Here is a 16,692-nt window from a genome sequence, read left to right as displayed (position 1 = left end):
GGGGCGCGCAGGCGGCCGGGGGCGCGGGGGCGGCAGGCGGCGCGGGCGGCCGGGGGCGCGGAGCGCGCGGGCGGCGCGGGCGGGAGGCGGTGATGGTTTGGCGCGGTCTGGGGGCGTTCCGGCTGGCGGGCATGGCGACGGCAGGGCGATCCACCGCGGCGGTGCCTCGGGCAGCGCCCCGGCTCTCGGCGCATGGTTGGGAGGGCAAGGGACGCGTCCCCCTGCCCTCCCGTCCTTCGACCGCCGCCCACAGCGGGAGGACGGTGCGGCGAAGGAGATCGGTGCGGCGCGCCGGTACGGGCGCGCCGGTCCGCTACAGGCCCTGGGCCAGCCGGTGGTACGCCTGGTTCCAGCGCAGTTCCCGGGTGAAGGAGCGGGTGGTGGTGTCGGCTCCGATCAGGTCGAGCTCGGTGCCGGTCATCTCGGCGAAATCGGCGAGCTCCTCCGCGCCGAGGGCACTGGAGTAGACGGTGTGGTGCGGGCCGCCGGCCGTGAGCCAGCACTCGGTGGAGGTGCGCAGGTCGGGGCGGGGCCGCCAGACCGCGCGGGCGACCGGGAGCCGCGGCAGCGGCTCGGGCGGGGCGACCGTGTCGATCTCATTGGCGACCAGGCGGAAGCGGTCGCCCAGGTCCGCCATGCCGACCACCACGGCGGGGCCGGGGGCGGCGTCGAAGACCATCCGGACCGGGTCCTCCCGGCCGCCGATGCCCAGCGGGTGGATCTCCACCGACGGGGTCGCCGCGGCGATGCTGGGGCAGACCTCCAGCATATGGGCGCCCAGGATCAACTCCCGGCCGGGTTCCAGGTGGTAGGTGTAGTCCTCCATGAACGAGGTGCCGCCGGGCAGTCCCGCGGCCATGGACTTGAGGGTGCGCAGCAGGGTCGAGGTCTTCCAGTCGCCCTCCCCGCCGAAGCCGTAGCCGTCGGCCATCAGCCGCTGCACGGCCAGCCCGGGCAGCTGGCGCAGCCCGCCGAGGTCCTCGAAGTTGGTGGTGAAGGCCCGGAAGCCGCCGGCCTCCAGGAAGCCGCGCAGGCCCAGCTCGATCCGGGCGGCGTAGCGCAGCGACTCGTGCCGTTCGCCGCCGACGCGCAGCTCGGGCGCGACCCGGTAGGTGTCCTCGTACTCCTTGACCAGGTCGGCCACCTCGGCGTCCGCGGTGGCGTCCACCTGCTCGACCAGGTCGTTGACGCCGTAGGTGTTGACCGAGACGCCGAACCGCAGCTGGGCCTCGACCTTGTCGCCCTCGGTGACGGCCACGTCGCGCATGTTGTCGCCGAAGCGGGCCAGCTTCAGTACCGCCAGCTCGGCGCGGCCGATGGCCGCGCGGGCCCAGCCGGCCACGCCGGCGACCACCGAGGGGTCGCTGACGTGTCCGGCCACGGTTTTCCGGGCGACGCCGAGGCGGGACTGGATGTAGCCGAACTCGCGGTCGCCGTGGGCGGCCTGGTTCAGGTTCATGAAGTCCATGTCGATGGTGGCCCAGGGCAGCCCGACATTGGCCTGGGTGTGCAGGTGCAGCAGCGGCTTGCGCAGCGCGTCGAGACCGGCGATCCACATCTTGGCCGGTGAGAACGTGTGCATCCAGGCGATCACGCCGATGCAGGCGTCGTCCGCGTTGGCGTCCAGCATCACCCGCCGGATCGCGTCGGCACCGGTCAGCACCGGCTTCCAGACCAGCGTGACCGGCAGCCCCGGGTCCAGGCTCTCGGAGATCCGACGGGACTGGTCGGCCACCTGGATCAGCGTGTCCTCGCCGTAGAGGCCCTGGCTTCCGGTGAGGAACCAGACCTCGAGGGGCGCGGCGGCGATCATGCGGACTCTCCTTCGGAGGTGGTGGCAGGGGTCGCCGCGGCAGCGGCGCCGTCCTGTCCGTAGACGTTCTGGTAGCGGTCGTAGAGCCGGTCGACGTAGTGCTGCTGCAGTCGCTCGACCTGGCCGAGCTGGCGGGCCAGGTGGACGGTGCGGGCGACGTCCTCGCACATCACGGCGGCCTTCACGGCGGCCTTGGCGTCCTTGCCGATGGTGAAGACGCCGTGCTGGCGCATCAGCACGGCGGGCGAGCGGTGGCCGTCCAGGGTGGCGACGATGCCCTGGCCGATGGAGTCGTCGCCGATCAGGGCGAACGGGCCGACCGGGATGTCGTCGCCGAACTCGTCGCCCATCGCGGTGATGGCGCAGGGGATGGCCTCCCCCGCGGTCGCCCAGGCGGTGGCGTACGGGGAGTGGGTGTGCACCACGCCGCCGACGTCCGGGCGGTGCCGGTAGACATAGGCGTGCGCGGCGGTGTCGCTGGACGGCGAGAGATCGCCCTCCAGCACCTTGCCGTCCAGATCGCAGACGACCATGCTCTGCGGGGTGAGCTCGCTGTAGGCCAGCCCACTCGGTTTGATCACCATCAGGTCGTCGGCGCCGTCCGCCCCCACCACTCTGGCGCTGACGTTCCCACTGGTCCAGGCGACCAGTCCCCAGCGCAGCAGTTCGGCGTGCAGGGCGCACACCTCGTCCTTGACCCGCTCGACGGCGCGCGTCCGGTCGTCGCTCACTTGTCCCCCTCCAGTCGGCTCCGGTCGCGCAGGGCGCGGAGCCGGTGCATCGCACCGCTGGCACCGCGGCCGAAGTGGTCGTACAGCTCGCGGTACTCGGCGAAGAGCAGGTCGTAACCGTCCGCCCGCGCCTGGTCCGGGACGTGCACGGCACGGTTGACCCGGCCCATGGCCGCCGACGCCGCGGTGATGTCCGGATAGGCGCCGGCGGCGACGGCCGCGTGGATCGCCGAGCCCAGGGCCGGGCCCTGATCGGAGCCGGTGACATGGATGGGCCGCCGCAGCACGTCGCTGTAGATCTGCATCAGGAACCGGTTCTTCGGCAGGCCGCCGGACACGGTGAACTCGGTGACGGGCACCCCGGCCTCCTCGAACGCCTCGATGATCATGCGGGTGCCGAAGGCGGTGGCCTCCAGCAGCGACCGGTAGATCTCCTCGGGGCGGGTGTCCAGGGTGAGGCCGAGGATCAGACCGGACAGGTGGTGGTCGACCAGGGTCGAGCGGTTGCCGCTGTGCCAGTCCAGCGCCACCAGGCCGTGCGCGCCGACCGGCTGGGCGGCGGCCTTCTCGGTCAGCAGTTCGTGCTGGCTGAGGCCGCGCTCGCGGGCCTCGACCGCGTACGCCTCGGGCAGCGCGGTGCGCACGGCCCAGGCGAAGATGTCGCCCACTCCGCTCTGCCCGGCCTCGTAGCCCCACAGGCCCGGCACGATCCCGTCCCGGACGACCCCGCACATCCCGGGGACCTCGGCCAGGACCTCGGAGTTCATGGTGTGGCAGGTACTGGTGCCCATGATGGCGAGCATCTGCCCGGGGGCGAGGGCCCGGGCCGCGGCGTTCGTGACGTGGGCGTCCACATTGCCCACGCTGACCGGAATCCCCTCATTGAGACCGGTCAGCGCCGCGGCCCGGGCGGTCAGGGTGCCCGCAGCCGCGCCGGGCGGCGACAGCGGGTGGTCCAGCTTGGCGGTGAAGCCGGCGAAGTCCGGGTGCAGTCGGGCCAGGAACCGCTGGTCGGGGTAGTGGCCGTCCTGGTGGACGCCCTTGTAGCCGGCCACGCTCAGGCCGCGGTTCTCCGCCCCGGTGAGCTCCCAGACGATCCAGTCGGCAGCCTCGATCCAACGGTCGGCGGCGGCGTAGAGCCCGGGGTCCTCCTCCAGCAGCTGGAGGGCCTTGGCGTACTGCCACTCGCTGGAGATCTTCCCTCCGTAGCGAGCCGGCCAGGGCTCCCCCAGCTCCGCGGCCAGGGCGTTGATCCGGTCCGCCTGCGGCTGGGCGGCATGGTGCCGCCACAGCTTGGGGTAGGCGTGCGGGCGTCCGGCGAGGCCGGGCAGCTCGCACAGCGGGGTGCCTTCGGCGTCGGTGGGCAGTACGGTGCAGGCGGTGAAGTCGGTGCCGATCCCGACCACCTGGTCGGGGCTCACTCCGGCCAGGGCCAGGGCCTTGGGCACGGCGATCCGCAGCACCTCGCGCCAGTCCTCGGGCACCTGCAGGGCCCAGTCCGGGGGCAGCGGCGTGGTCCCGTCCGGAAGCGTCCGGTCGACGACGGCATGGCGGTACTCGTGCACCGCGTCGGCCAGCTGGGCCCCGTCCGCGACCGAGACCACCACGGCCCGGCCCGAGAGGGTGCCGTAGTCGACCCCGACAACGACAGGAATGTTAACGCTCACATTTTGCTCCGCAAAGAAGTGCCGCAACCAAGGGTCCAGATGCCAGCCGGAGAGGAGGGAGGGTACGAGGACCCCTCTTCTGGTCGGATGGTCGGTAAATTGTTAACGCTCACAAGGAGGTTTCGTCAAGAGAACGAACACAACTGATCACCCGAGGCTCCGCCGGTACGATGGCTGGAGCTGCCGGATCACCTGTTCGGCATCGCGCACCATGGTTCATCACCCCGGCGCCACAATACCCACACCGAGGCCGACGGCACAGCCCTCCTCGGCTTGGCGATCACCTGCTCAAGACCCGGGCAGCACCGCCGTATGTGAAACTTTCCCGATCGACCGTCAACCGGCGACCGCAGGGCCCCGCCTCGAACCGCCGCAGAACGTACGGTTGACCAGGGACCGGGACGGTCGGCCGGTCGGACGGGGCGGCGACAGCGCCGGCGGCCGTCCCTTGAGATCTCGGTAGCCCCCTGGCACTCTCACGCACGATGACCGCAGGGTCTCACCGTGCGGCGGATGTTAGCGCTAACGACTGCCCTTCCATTGCACCTCCCCCCACCCAGGAGCGTGTCTGTGACATTAGCCAATCGTCTTCCGTGGCTGGTCGGCGGGTCCGCTGCGGCGCTCGTCGCCGCAGGTCTGGCCGCAGCGACCGCCTCGCCCGCCCAGGCCGCCACCGGCTGCCAGGTCGCCTACAGCATCACCAACCAGTGGCAGGGCGGCTTCGGCACCAACGTGATCATCACCAACCTCGGCAGCCCCCTCAGCGCCTGGTCCCTGACCTGGTCGTTCACTGCCGGACAGGCCATCACCCAGCTGTGGAACGGCAGTTACACCCAGTCCGGCGCCAACGCCAGCGTCACCAACGCCCCCTACAACGGCGCCATGGCGACCGGCGGCAGCACCAGCTTCGGGTTCAACGGCTCCTGGAGCGGCAGCAATCCGATCCCCGCCTCGTTCAGCCTGAACGGCACGCCCTGCACCGGAAGCGTGCCGACCAGCCCGCCGCCCACCAGCGCGAGCGCCTCGCCGACGCCCTCCACCTCGACCGCTCCGCCGCCCGCCGGGCAGGGTCCGTGCGACATCTACGCGGCCGGCGGGACCCCGTGCGTGGCGGCCCACAGCACCACCCGCGCCCTGTACTCGGCCTACAACGGCCCGCTCTACCAGGTCAGGCGCGCCTCGGACAACACGACCAGGGACATCGGTGTGCTCAGTACCGGCGGGGTGGCCGACGCCGCCGCCCAGGACTCCTTCTGCGCCGGCACCAGCTGCGTGATCACAGTCGTCTACGACCAGTCCTCCCACCACAACAACCTCACCCAGGCCCCCGGAGGCGGCGCGGCCGGCGGCCCGGACAACCTCGCCAACGCCACCGGGGCGCCGACCACGCTGAACGGCCACAGGGCCTACGGCGTGTACATCCCCTCCGGCACCGGCTACCGGGACAACACCGCCACCGGCACCGCCACCGGGGACAGCGCCGAGGGCGAGTACGCCGTCTTCGACGGCACCCACTACAACGGCGGCTGCTGCTTCGACTACGGCAACGCCGAGAAGGACAGCAACGACGACGGCAACGGCACCATGGAGGCCATCTACTTCGGCAACATCAGGGTCTGGGGCTACGGCTCCGGCAATGGGCCCTGGATCATGGCGGACCTGGAGAACGGCCTGTTCAGCGGGGTCAACCAGCACCTCAACTCGAACGACCCCACGATCAACTACCGCTACACCACCGCGGTCGTCGACGGGGGCGCCAACCACTGGGCCATCCGCGGCGGGAACGCCCGGTCCGGGGCGCTGTCCACGTTCTACGACGGCGTGCGGCCCAACGTCCCGGGCTACAACCCGATGCGCAAGCAGGGCGCCATCATCCTCGGCACCGGCGGCGACAACAGCAAGGGCGCCGCGGGCACTTTCTACGAGGGCGTGATGACCTCCGGCTACCCGTCGACCGCCACCGAGACCGCGGTGCAGGCCGACATCGTGGCAGCCGGCTACGGCAACTGACCGGAACCGATCCGGTCCTCCCCCACTCAGGAGACTCGCGTGTCCTTGACACCAGCTGTACCCAGCACCGCCCGGGCGTCCGGACGACGGTTCCGGGCGCTCGGACTGAGCGCCGTACTGACCGTGGCCGCCGCCCTCACCGGCGTCGCCGCGGCCCCGGCCCGGGCCGCCGCCGCGGTCGGAATCACCGTCAACGCCGGCTCCGGGCTCGGCACCATTCCGTCCGGCGCGATCGGCCTGAACACCGCCGTGTACGACGGCAATATGAACGACGCGGCGGCGCCGGGCCTGATCAAGGCGGCGGGCATCAACGCGCTTCGCTACCCGGGCGGTTCGTACTCCGACATCTACAACTGGCAGACCAATACGACACAGGGCGGCTACGTCGCGCCGAACACCGCGTTCAGCAACTTCATGGGCACCGCGCAGGCGGCCGGCGCGAGCCCGGTGATCACGGTGAACTGGGGCACCGGGACCCCCGCGCTGGCGGCAGCCTGGGTGCAGAGCGCGAACGTGACCAACCACGACAACATCCAGTACTGGGAGGTCGGCAACGAGGTCTACGGCAACGGCACCTACGGCGCCAACTGGGAGGCGGACAGCCACTGCACCACCTCGGCCTCCGGCGGCCCGGTCACCATCGGCAGCGAGCCGAGCCAGACCTACAACTGCGGCCCGGGCACCTACGCCAACGGTGTGCTCAGCTACATGTCCGCGATGAAGGCCGCCAGTCCGAACATCCATGTCTGCGCGGTGCTGACCACGCCGGGCGGGTGGCCGGACAACGTCACCAACGCGACCACCAGCCCGCAGTCGTGGAACCAGACCGTGCTCACGGCGCTGGGCTCGAAGACCGACTGCGTCATCGTGCACTACTACCCCGGCGGTTCGGACGCCGCCGCGATGATGAACGACCCGAGCCAGATCTCCGGGATCGTCTCCACGCTCAAGTCCGAGATCAGCCAGTACGCCAAGGTGGACCCGACCGGGGTGAAGATCATCACGACCGAGGCGAACTCCGACGTCGACATGGACACCCAGCCCAACGCGCTGTTCGCGGCGGACATGTATATGACGTGGATGGAGAACGGCATCTCCAACATCGACTGGTGGGACCAGCACAACGGTCCGGGCACCAATCCGCCGAGCGTGGTGCAGGGCGTGCAGGACTACGGCGACTACGGCCTGCTCTCCTCGGGCGGCAGCAGCGCCGGGGTGACCGAGCCCGCGGTCGACACACCGTTCGCCCCGTACTACGGCATCGAGATGCTCTCCCGGCTCGGGGCTCCCGGCGACGCCATGGTGGCCGCGAACTCGGGCAACCCCCTGGTCAAGGTGCACGCCGTGCGCCGTACCAACGGAAACCTCGACCTGCTGGTGGAGAACGAGGACCCGAACAACCCGTACACGGCCAACCTCACCTACAACGGCTTCACACCGTCCGGCGGCGCGACCGTCCAGACCTACGCCAACGGCGCCACGTCCATCACCAGCTCGACGCAGAGCTCCGCCTCGTCGGTGACCGTCGCACCCTACTCGCTGACCGTGCTGCAGCTCTCCGGCGGCGGCGCCACGACTCCGCCGGGCCCGCCGGGACAGCCCACCGTCTCCAACCTCAGCTCCACCGGCTCCGGCGGCAACACCGGCAGCGCCACCCTCGGTTGGCCGGCGGCCACCGCCGGGACCTACCCGATCGCCGGCTACCAGGTGCTCCGGACCGGCTCCGGCGGAACCGGCAGCACCGTGGTCGGCAGCCCGACCGGCACCACCTTCAACCTCACCGGACTGACCGTCGGCTCCAGTTACACCTATGACGTGGTCGCCGTCGACACCAAGGGCGGCACCTCGTTGCCGTCGCAACCGGTCACGTTCACCGTCCCGCCACCGGGTTCGACCGGCGGCGGGAGCGGCTGCGCGGTCCACTACGCGGTGACCAACAGCTGGCCCGGCGGCTTCGGCAGCAGCGTCACCATCACCGACAACGGCTCCAGCGCCATCAGCGGCTGGAACCTGACCTTCACCCTGCCGTCCGGCGAGGCGGTGCAGTCCGGCTGGAACGGCACCTTCAGCCAGTCCGGTCAGAACGTGTCCGTGGCCAACCTCTCGTGGAACAGCACGATCGCCGCGAACGGCGGCAGCGTCGGCATCGGTTTCAACGGCACCACCACAGGACCGACCACCGCCCCCGCCGCCTTCGCGGTGAACGGCAGTGCCTGCAGCACCGACTGACGGGTCGTCGGTCCGGCCCCGCCACGGGCTTCCACGTCCGTGGCGGGGCCGGGCCGGATGGGCGGGGAATCAGCTCGGACTGCAGGAGACCGTGGGCCAGGTCCAGGTGCCGTTGGTCTGGATGGTGACGCCCCAGTTGTTGCCGCTGCCGTTGGGCTTGGCGGTGAGGACCTGGGAGCTGGGGTAGCTGGCGTTGATGTTCCAGCTGGCGATGATCTTCTCGGGGGACGGGACGTTCATGGTGACGGTCCAGGTGTTGGATCCGGTGACCGCGACGTTCAGGTTGTAGCGGTCGCTCCACTGGGACCCGGCCGACAGGGTGGCGGTGCAGCCGCTGCCACCGCCGCCGGTGCCGCCCGTGCCGCCACCGCCTCCTCCACCACCACCACCGGTGCCGGTACCTCCCACGGTGATGTTGGAGTTGCCGCTGCTCTGGTAGCCCTCGGTGGCCAGGATCATGTAGTTGAAGCTGCCGAGGTTCATGCCGTGACTGGCCCAGGCGTCGAAGAAGTTGCCGGTGGTGATCGTGCCCCCGGTGCGCTTGACCTGCCGGACGGCCCAGTACTGGTTGAACGTCGCGGTGCCGATGATGGAGGGCTCGTTGACCCGCTGGGTCTCGTAGATGTCGTAGGTCCCGCCGTCGCTGGTCACCGTGCCCTTGTACGTCCCGGTGGGCCGGTAGGTGCCGTAGTTGTCGACGATGTAGTACTCCACCAGCGGATTGGTGGTCCAGCCGTAGAGCGAGAGGTAGGCGTTGCCGGACGGGTTGAAGCTGCCCGAGTAGTTGACGGTCTGCCGTCCGCCGGTGCTCCAGCCCTTGCCCGCGACGAAGTTCCCCACGTTGCTCCACGAGGTGCTGTAGTTGCCGGCCGACCCCAGGCTCATCGAGGACGACCCGCCCCCGTCGGTCCAGAACGAGTAGTAGTACCCGTTGTTGGTTCCGGTCTGGCTGGAGGTGATCACGGTGTCCGCCCGTGCGCTGCCGGGGAGCAGCAGCGCCGCGACGACGACCAGCGCGAAGGCGCAGACACTGCCGATGCGGAAGCGGAAGCGGTTGCGGCCACGGGTTGCCGCCCGGGTGGGCGGGCTGTTCTGTTGCATGCTCACTCCTCGTCCTGGAGAAGGGTTCTGACGGGCCACCAGCGTTGGTCTGGCCTTGTCAAGTGTCAATACTTTCGACACTTGTTGCGAAATCTGCGGTGGCCGAGCGGGAGAACGGGGGGAGAAGCATGCCTGATGAATGCCATTGCGTCGCTGGTCAGACCGAGTCAGGCGGGAGATCTGCCGTCATGGGGCTGCGACTCGCAACGGGATCACTCCGAAAGTTTCGACGTTGACGGGACGGCCTGCGGGGACCCATGGGCTACGACGTCGCACTGGGGCCGGTGGAGTCGCGGATGACCAGGCGGCAGGGAACGGACTCGATTCCGTGGTGGGGGGAGCCCTCGATGGCGTCCATCAGCCGCAGGGCGGCCGTCCGGCCCACTTCCAGGAGATTGGTGTCGACCGTGGTCAGCGGCGGCCGTGCGGCCAGGGCCATGACCTCCCAGTTGTCGTAGCCGATGACCGCGATGTCCTGTGGCACCCGGTGACCGCTCTCCCGCAGCGCGTCCGCCACGCCACGGCCGATCTGGTCGTTGCCGCAGAAGAAGGCGTCGCAGTCCGGCTGCGCCCGAAGGACGATGTCAGCCGCTTGGCGCCCCCAGGTCTCACTCCACTCGCCGTAGTGGACCCGGCCGGTGGCCAGGCCGATGCCGAACTCCCGCAGGGCCCGGCGGGTGTGGTGGGCGCGGGCCGCCGCGGCGGCGTGGTGCTCGGGCCCGGTGACGTGGGCGACCCGGGTGCGTCCGCTGTCGGCCAGGTGCCGCACGGCCAGGTGGACCCCGTGTGCGTCGTCGGAGACCACCGAGATGTCGCCGGGGTCGGTCGAGGGGCCCAGGGCGTAGACCACGGGCACCGACATCGGGCCCGGCAGGGGCCGCCTGGGATCGGTTCGGCGCCCCGCGACGATGATGCCGTCCACACCGCGTGCGGTGAGCGCCTGGAGGTGGTGCCGCTCGCGGATGGCGTCACCGCGGGTGTCGCACAGCAGGACCGAGGTCCGGCCGGCCCCCAGCGCGTCCTCGGCCCCCAGCAGGACCGGGATCCCGAAGCGTCCGATGCTGTCCGTGGTGATCAGCCCCACCGTCCAGCTGCGGCCCGACAGCAGGCTCTGCGCGGCGGCACTGGGCTGGAAGCGGAGCTGTTCGGCCGCGTCCAGCACCCGTTGACGGGTCTCCGGGCGCAGCCTTCCCCGCCCGTTGAGGGCCTTGGAGGCGGTTCCCGGGGTCACTCCGGCCAGAGCGGCCACATCGGCGAGGGTCGCCCGGCGCGGGCGGGGGCCCCGTTCGGTTGCTGGCATGGGAAAACCTTTTCTCACAGGGCAGTCGGCTGTCAATCCTCAGCCGGGTCGGCTGACCTCGGCCGTCGGAAACGAGTGAGAAGAACTCAGGTCAAAGCCTTGACTGAGGGGAGGGCTGGTCCTAGCTTCGTCGACGGCAAAGGGTTTCCGAAACATTTCCATCGAACCACGGAGCTGTTCCATGACCTACCCCGCATCCGACGAACCGCCCCGGCCGGGCCCGCAGGGGCCCGTGCGTCTGGGCCCTTTCGCCAGGACCGCCCTGCGTCCGTCCCCGACGGCCCGCATCGACGACGGATTCTGGTCGGTGCGCCGTGATGTGAACGCAAACATCAGCATCCCGCAGGGGCCGGCCCTGCTTGAGTCGGCCGGCAATCTGCACGACCTGCGGTTGGCCGCGGGAACCGCGACCGGTGCGTACCGGGGCCAGTATCCCTTCATGGACTCGGACGTCTACAAGTGGCTGGAGGCCGCCTCCTGGGAACTGGCCCACCATCAGCAGGGCACCGGCGACGCGCGGGCCCGGCGACTGGCCGACGATGTGGAACGCATCATCGCCCTGGTCGCCGAGGCACAGCAGGACGACGGCTACCTCAACACCTGGTTCCAGGTCACCAGGGATGACGCCCACTACCAGGACCTGCGCTGGGGGCACGAGTTGTACTGCGCCGGGCACCTGATCCAGGCCGCCGTCGCGCACCACCGCTCCACCGGCCGTTCCGGCCTGCTGGACGTGGCCGTGCGGTTCGCGGACCAGATCGACTCCGTCTTCGGCCACGGCAAGCGGATCGACGGCATCGACGGCCACCCCGAGGTCGAGACCGCTCTGGTGGAGCTCTTCCGCGAGACCGGGGAGCGCCGCTACCTGGACCTGGCCGGCTACTTCGTCGACAGTCACGGGCGCGGACTGCTGGGCTCGGAGGTCTACTGCCAGGACCGGGTCCCGTTGCGCGAGGCCCAGAACGTCGAGGGCCACGCGGTGCGCCAGCTCTACCTGCTGGCCGCTGCCGCCGACCTGGCCGCCGAGAGCGGCGAGGCGGAGCTGCTCCGCGCCAACGAGCGGCTGTGGCAGGCGATGACCGCCACCAAGACCCACATCACCGGCGGGCTGGGGGCGCACCACGACGAGGAGGACTTCGGCGACCCGTACGAACTGCCCAACGAGCGCGCCTACTGCGAGACCTGCGCCGCGATCGCCTCGATCCAGTGGAGCTGGCGGATGGCCCTGCTCACCGGCCACGCCCGCTACAGCGACCTGATCGAGCGCACCCTGTTCAACGGCTTCCTGGCCGGGGTCTCCCTGGACGGGGAGCGCTGGCTCTACGTCAACCCGCTGCAGGTGCGCGACGGTCACACCGACCCGGGCGGGGACCAGTCCGCACGCCGCACCCGCTGGTTCCGCTGCGCCTGCTGCCCGCCCAACGTCATGCGGCTGCTGTCCAGCCTGCAGCACTACCTGGCCTCCACCGACGGCCGGGGCCTGCAGATCCACCAGTACGCCTCCGGACGTCTCACCGGTGACGCCTTCGGCATGCCCGTTGTTGTGAGCGTTCACACGAACTATCCGTGGCACGGTCGGATCACCCTCACCGTCGAGGACTCCCCCGGCGACCGGCCCTGGACCCTGGCGCTGCGCGTCCCGCAGTGGTGCGAGCAGTACTCGGTGCAGGTCGACGGGGCCGCCGTGGAGACCCGGGCGGTGCAGGGCTGGCTGCGACTGGAGCGCAGCTGGCGGCAGGGCGAGGTCGTGCTGCTGGACCTGGACCTGGAGCCGAGGCTGACCCGGGCCGATCCGCGGGTGGACGCGGTACGCGGCTGCGTGGCCATCGAACGCGGACCGCTGGTCTACTGCCTGGAGCAGGTCGACCACCCCGGTGGCGGCCTGGACGACGTACTCATCGACACCACCCGCCCGCTGGCCGTCAAGCACCGCCCCGACCTGCTCGGCGGCGTCACCGTGATCGCCGCGGCCGGACAGCGCCGGACACCGGCCGTCGAGGCCGCCCACTGGTGGCCCTACCGGGCGGCCGACCCGGTGGCCGCGGCCACGGACCCACCCGCGGACGGCGAACGCATCGAGCTGACCGCCGTCCCCTACTACGCCTGGGCCAACCGCCAGGACGGCAGCATGCGCGTCTGGCTCCCCATCCTGTAGCCGGCACCGCGCCGAACCGCACCACCGGACGCACCGCACCACTCCCCCGCAGCAACCGCCATGAGCTCAATGAGGAATGCCATGAGATCTGTCTCGCGCCACGTCATGCTCGCCTGCCTCGCCACCGCCACCGCCGTCGGGGTGCTGGCCTCGGCCAGTGCCTGCTCCAGTTCCTCCAAGACCGCCCCCGGGTCCTCGGCCAAGGCCGGTGGAACGTACACCTTCTGGGACCCCTACCCGCAGTTCGACGCCACCTCGGACTGGGCCAAGCTGGTGTCCTCCTGCGGCACCCAGGCCGGGGTCACCGTGAAGCGCACCTCGCTGGACACCACCGACCTGGCCAACAAGGCGCTGCTGGCCGGTCAGCAGGGCAACTCCCCCGACGTGATGCTCGTCGACAACCCGGTCGTCTCCACCCTGGTCGAGGCCGGGATCCTCAACAAGACCACCGACCTCGGGCTGGACACCTCGGCGATCCAGCCGAACATCATCGGGGCGGGGACCGTCGACAAGTCCGCCTACGGCATCCCGATCGGGGCCAACACCCTGGCCCTGTACTACAACACCGACATCCTGGCCAAGGCCGGCGTGGACCCCGCCTCGATCACCGACTGGGCCTCGCTGACCGCGGCCCTGCAGAAGGTCAAGGCCGCCGGCAAGAAGGGCATCACCTTCTCCGCCATCGGCACCGAGGAGGGCAGCTTCCAGTTCCTGCCGTGGTTCTGGGGCGCCGGCGCGGACCTCACCAAGCTCGACTCCGCCCAGGGCGACGCCGCCCTGAGCCTGTGGAAGGGCTGGGTCGGCGCCGGCCTGGCTCCCAACGACGTGCTCAGCAACACCCAGACCACCAGCTGGCAGGAGTTCGCCACCGGCCAGTACGCCTTCGGCGAGAACGGTACCTGGCAGCTGGGCAACGCCGCGAAGGCCGGATTCAAGTACGGCGTCATCAGCATTCCGGCCCAGGCCGGCGGCCCCGCGCCCGCGCCCACCGGTGGCGAGTTCGTCACCGTTCCAGTCCAGAAGGACAGTTCGCGCTACGCGACCAGCAAGAAGATCGTCTCCTGCCTGACCAACGACACCAACCTGCTCGCCACCGACACCACCCTGTCCTACATCGCCCCGGTCGCCGCCGTGCAGACCCAGCAGGTGGCCCAGAACGCGGCGCTGAAGCCCTGGGTCGCCGCGGTCGCCGCCGCCAAGGGCCGTACCAGCAACGGCCTGGGCACCAAGTACCCGATCATCTCCGAGCAGTTGTGGACCGCCGTCCAGGGCGCGCTGTCGGGTTCCAAGAGCCCGCAGGCCGCGCTCGCCGCCGCCCAGCAGACGGCTGCCTCCAAGACCGGCTGACCCGCACCCTCCGGTGGGGCAGCCGCCGCACCCCGCGGCTGCCCCGCCCACCCACCCCGCCTCAGGTACGAAGGGAAGACAGTCGTGAGCAGAAGACCCCGCCGCAGACCGGTGTTACTCGCCCTCGTGATCACAGCCGTCCTCGTCGGCACCGACGCCGGATGCGCGGTGACGGGCGGAAGCTCCGGCGGAGGGCTCGCCGGCAAGTACTTCGTCTGGGACCCGTACCCGCAGTTCGACCAGAAATCCGCCTGGGCCGGGCTGCTGAACGCCTGCGGCAAGGAGGCCGGGGTGACCGTCATCCGCAACTCCTACGACACCGGCGAGATGGCCACCATGGTCGAGGTCGCCGCGCCCCAGCAGGCGCAGCCGGACGTCCTGATCGTCGACAACCCCACCGTCTCCACCCTGGCGCACATGAAACTGCTGACCACCACCGCCCAGAGCCGGCTGGACACCTCCGCCGTCGAGCCGAACCTGCTGGCCGCGGGCCGGCTCGACGGCAGCACCTACGGCGTCCCGATCGGCGCGAACACCCTCGCCCTCTACTACAACAAGGCCGTCCTCAAGGCCGCCGGCGTCGACGTCTCCTCGATCACCGACTGGGCCTCCCTCACCAGCGCCCTGCGCCGGGTCACCGCCACCGGCCGGAAGGGGATCACCTTCGCCGCGGTCGACACCGAGGAGGGCACCTTCCAGTTCCTGCCCTGGTTCTGGGGCGCCGGAGCCCAGCTCGGCAACACCAGGTCCGCTCAGGCCGTGGCGGCGCTGACGCTGCTGACCGACTGGGTCCGCAAGGGCTACACCGTACCGACCGTGCTGACGAACACCCAGGACACCAGTTGGAAGGACTTCCAGTCCGGAAACGTCGCCTTCGCCGAGAACGGCACCTGGCAGCTGGCACCCGCCGGCAAGCTGCCGTTCGACTACGGCATCATCCGGGTGCCCGCCCGCAACGGGGGCAGCGCCGCCGTCCCCCTCGGCGGGGAGTTCGTCACCGTCCCGGTCCAGCAGGACACCTCCCGCTACGGCGTCAGCAGCCGGATCGTCACCTGTCTGACCAGCGCGCAGAACTCCCTGGCCACCGATCGGACCCTGTCCTACATCGCCCCCACCGCCGCGGTCCAGCGCAAGCAGGTCGCCGCCGATCCCAGCCTGGCGGTATGGGTGAGCGCGGTCCAGTCCGCCAAGGGGCGCACCAGCGACAACCTCGGCCCCGCCTACCCGGCGATCTCCTCGGGGCTGGCGAACGCGGTCCACGACTCCCTCAGCGGCTCCAAGTCGCCCCAGGCCGCGCTCGCGGCAGCCAAGCCCGCCGCAAAGTAGCAGGGAACCGGAGCATCGTGAACGACACCACGCAGACACCGCACCGCGCGGAACACCCACCCACGAGGACCGCCGGAGCAGAACGGACGCCCGCGCCGGACCCCGGCTCCCCTCGGCGCCGCAGGTTCGCCCCGGAGCGCTGGGCCGCCTGGGGCTTCCTCGCCCCGGTGACCGCGTACCTGGTGCTGTTCTACGCCTACCCGCTGTACCGCAACCTCGACCTGAGCCTGCGTCACTACACCGTGCGCTCCTTCGTCGACGGCGATGCGCCGTTCACCGGCCTGGCGAACTACCGCGAGATCTGGCACGACCCCACCTTCCTGCCGGCCCTGGTCCACACAGTGCTGTTCACCGCGGTCAGCCTGCTCTTCCAGTACGGCATCGGCCTGGCCCTGGCCGTGTTCTTCTTCCAGCGCTTCCGCCTGTCGGCCACCCTGCGGGCGCTGTTCCTCGTGCCCTGGCTGCTGCCGCTGATCGTGTCCGCCTCCACCTGGTCCTGGATGCTCAACAGCGACTCCGGCGTCGTCAACACGGCACTGCACGCGGTGGGTGTCGACCCGGTCAACTGGCTCACCGCGCCGACCTGGTCGCTGGTCTCGGTGATCATCGCGAACATCTGGATCGGCATCCCCTTCAACCTGGTCGTCCTCTACAGCGGACTGCAGACCATCCCCGAGAGCCTGCACGAGGCGGCCTCGCTGGACGGGGCGAACGCCTGGCAGCGCTTCCGGCGCGTCACCTTCCCGCTGCTGCGCCCGGTCTCGGCGATCACCCTGCTGCTGGGACTGGTGTACACGCTGAAGGTCTTCGACCTCATCTGGATCATGACCAAGGGCGGCCCGGTCGACTCCTCCACCACCTTCGCCACCTGGTCCTACCGGCTCGGCTTCGGCAATCTGCTCCCCTCCTTCGGCCCCGGGGCCGCCGTCGGCAACCTCCTGGTGATCGCCGCGCTGGTCTTCGGCCTGATCTACATCCGCGTCCAGCGAAAGCAGGCCAGCGCATGACCTCGC

At 70.5% G+C, this 16,692-nt stretch carries 10 protein-coding genes and 2 pseudogenes; 7 read left to right on the top strand and 5 right to left on the bottom strand.

From position 1 onward, the window contains the following. Positions 1 to 313: 313 nt before the first annotated feature. From araA to araB, 3 genes are read right to left on the bottom strand one after another with little or no spacing between them, the layout of a single operon-like run. Entirely contained in the window at positions 314 to 1,813 is a 1,500-nt protein-coding gene (gene araA, locus ACEZDG_RS36730; protein WP_380519053.1) for an L-arabinose isomerase, read from the bottom strand. Then, complete coding sequence (locus tag ACEZDG_RS36725) at positions 1,810 to 2,544, bottom strand: L-ribulose-5-phosphate 4-epimerase (protein WP_380519050.1); 735 nt, start codon at positions 2,542 to 2,544, stop codon at positions 1,810 to 1,812. The genes araA and ACEZDG_RS36725 overlap by 4 nt, the downstream gene beginning before the upstream one ends. Next, positions 2,541 to 4,211, bottom strand: coding sequence for a ribulokinase (gene araB, locus ACEZDG_RS36720; protein WP_380519047.1), 1,671 nt, complete (start codon positions 4,209 to 4,211; stop codon positions 2,541 to 2,543). Before araB ends, ACEZDG_RS36725 begins: the two co-directional genes overlap by 4 nt. Before the next feature lie 513 nt (positions 4,212 to 4,724). On the opposite strand from araB, the pseudogene ACEZDG_RS36715 reads away from it, so the two are divergent. The 3 genes and pseudogenes from ACEZDG_RS36715 to ACEZDG_RS36705 form a co-directional block, all read left to right on the top strand. Beyond that, positions 4,725 to 5,177: pseudogene (locus ACEZDG_RS36715) on the top strand (cellulose binding domain-containing protein); the annotation flags it as partial. A 21-nt stretch (positions 5,178 to 5,198) separates the two neighbouring features. Continuing rightward, positions 5,199 to 6,218, top strand: a pseudogene (locus ACEZDG_RS36710) (arabinofuranosidase catalytic domain-containing protein); the annotation flags it as partial. A gap of 42 nt (positions 6,219 to 6,260) precedes the next feature. Then, positions 6,261 to 8,450: a cellulose binding domain-containing protein gene (locus tag ACEZDG_RS36705; protein WP_380519044.1), complete on the top strand. Its 2,190-nt coding sequence runs from the start codon at positions 6,261 to 6,263 to the stop codon at positions 8,448 to 8,450. A 69-nt stretch (positions 8,451 to 8,519) separates the two neighbouring features. Here ACEZDG_RS36705 and ACEZDG_RS36700 read toward each other — a convergent pair whose 3' ends face one another. Both ACEZDG_RS36700 and ACEZDG_RS36695 read right to left on the bottom strand, forming a co-directional pair. After that, the gene (locus ACEZDG_RS36700) at positions 8,520 to 9,551 is read right to left on the bottom strand and encodes a glycoside hydrolase family 11 protein (RefSeq protein WP_380519041.1); all 1,032 of its coding nucleotides are present in this window, start codon (positions 9,549 to 9,551) and stop codon (positions 8,520 to 8,522) included. Positions 9,552 to 9,813: 262 nt separating this feature from the next. Further along, complete coding sequence (locus ACEZDG_RS36695; protein WP_380519039.1) at positions 9,814 to 10,851, bottom strand: LacI family DNA-binding transcriptional regulator; 1,038 nt, start codon at positions 10,849 to 10,851, stop codon at positions 9,814 to 9,816. A gap of 181 nt (positions 10,852 to 11,032) precedes the next feature. Between ACEZDG_RS36695 and ACEZDG_RS36690 the strand changes: the two genes are divergently transcribed. From ACEZDG_RS36690 to ACEZDG_RS36675, 4 genes are all read left to right on the top strand, one after another. Beyond that, the gene (locus ACEZDG_RS36690; protein WP_380519036.1) at positions 11,033 to 13,006 is read left to right on the top strand and encodes a glycoside hydrolase family 127 protein; all 1,974 of its coding nucleotides are present in this window, start codon (positions 11,033 to 11,035) and stop codon (positions 13,004 to 13,006) included. A gap of 81 nt (positions 13,007 to 13,087) precedes the next feature. Further along, on the top strand, positions 13,088 to 14,353 hold the full coding sequence (locus ACEZDG_RS36685) for a sugar ABC transporter substrate-binding protein (RefSeq protein ID WP_380519033.1): 1,266 nt from the start codon (positions 13,088 to 13,090) through the stop codon (positions 14,351 to 14,353). Between the two features lie 84 nt (positions 14,354 to 14,437). Next, positions 14,438 to 15,679 (top strand): sugar ABC transporter substrate-binding protein, encoded by a 1,242-nt coding sequence (locus tag ACEZDG_RS36680; protein ID WP_380519030.1) that lies wholly within the window; start codon positions 14,438 to 14,440, stop codon positions 15,677 to 15,679. A 17-nt stretch (positions 15,680 to 15,696) separates the two neighbouring features. After that, on the top strand, positions 15,697 to 16,686 hold the full coding sequence (locus tag ACEZDG_RS36675) for a carbohydrate ABC transporter permease (protein ID WP_380519028.1): 990 nt from the start codon (positions 15,697 to 15,699) through the stop codon (positions 16,684 to 16,686). The last annotated feature ends 6 nt before the right edge of the window (positions 16,687 to 16,692 follow it).

This window comes from Streptacidiphilus alkalitolerans (genome assembly GCF_042511045.1).
Classification (GTDB): domain Bacteria; phylum Actinomycetota; class Actinomycetes; order Streptomycetales; family Streptomycetaceae; genus Streptacidiphilus; species Streptacidiphilus alkalitolerans.
This window is presented reverse-complemented; position numbering and strand designations above follow the sequence as displayed.

Excerpts from the sequence above, each read along its gene's own strand:
- araA (WP_380519053.1), bottom strand. The coding sequence starts at position 1,813 with ATGATCGCCGCCGCGCCCCTCGAGGTCTGGTTCCTCACCGGAAGCCAG.
- ACEZDG_RS36700 (WP_380519041.1), bottom strand. The coding sequence starts at position 9,551 with ATGCAACAGAACAGCCCGCCCACCCGGGCGGCAACCCGTGGCCGCAAC.
- ACEZDG_RS36695 (WP_380519039.1), bottom strand. The coding sequence starts at position 10,851 with ATGCCAGCAACCGAACGGGGCCCCCGCCCGCGCCGGGCGACCCTCGCC.
- ACEZDG_RS36690 (WP_380519036.1), top strand. The coding sequence starts at position 11,033 with ATGACCTACCCCGCATCCGACGAACCGCCCCGGCCGGGCCCGCAGGGG.
- ACEZDG_RS36685 (WP_380519033.1), top strand. The coding sequence starts at position 13,088 with ATGAGATCTGTCTCGCGCCACGTCATGCTCGCCTGCCTCGCCACCGCC.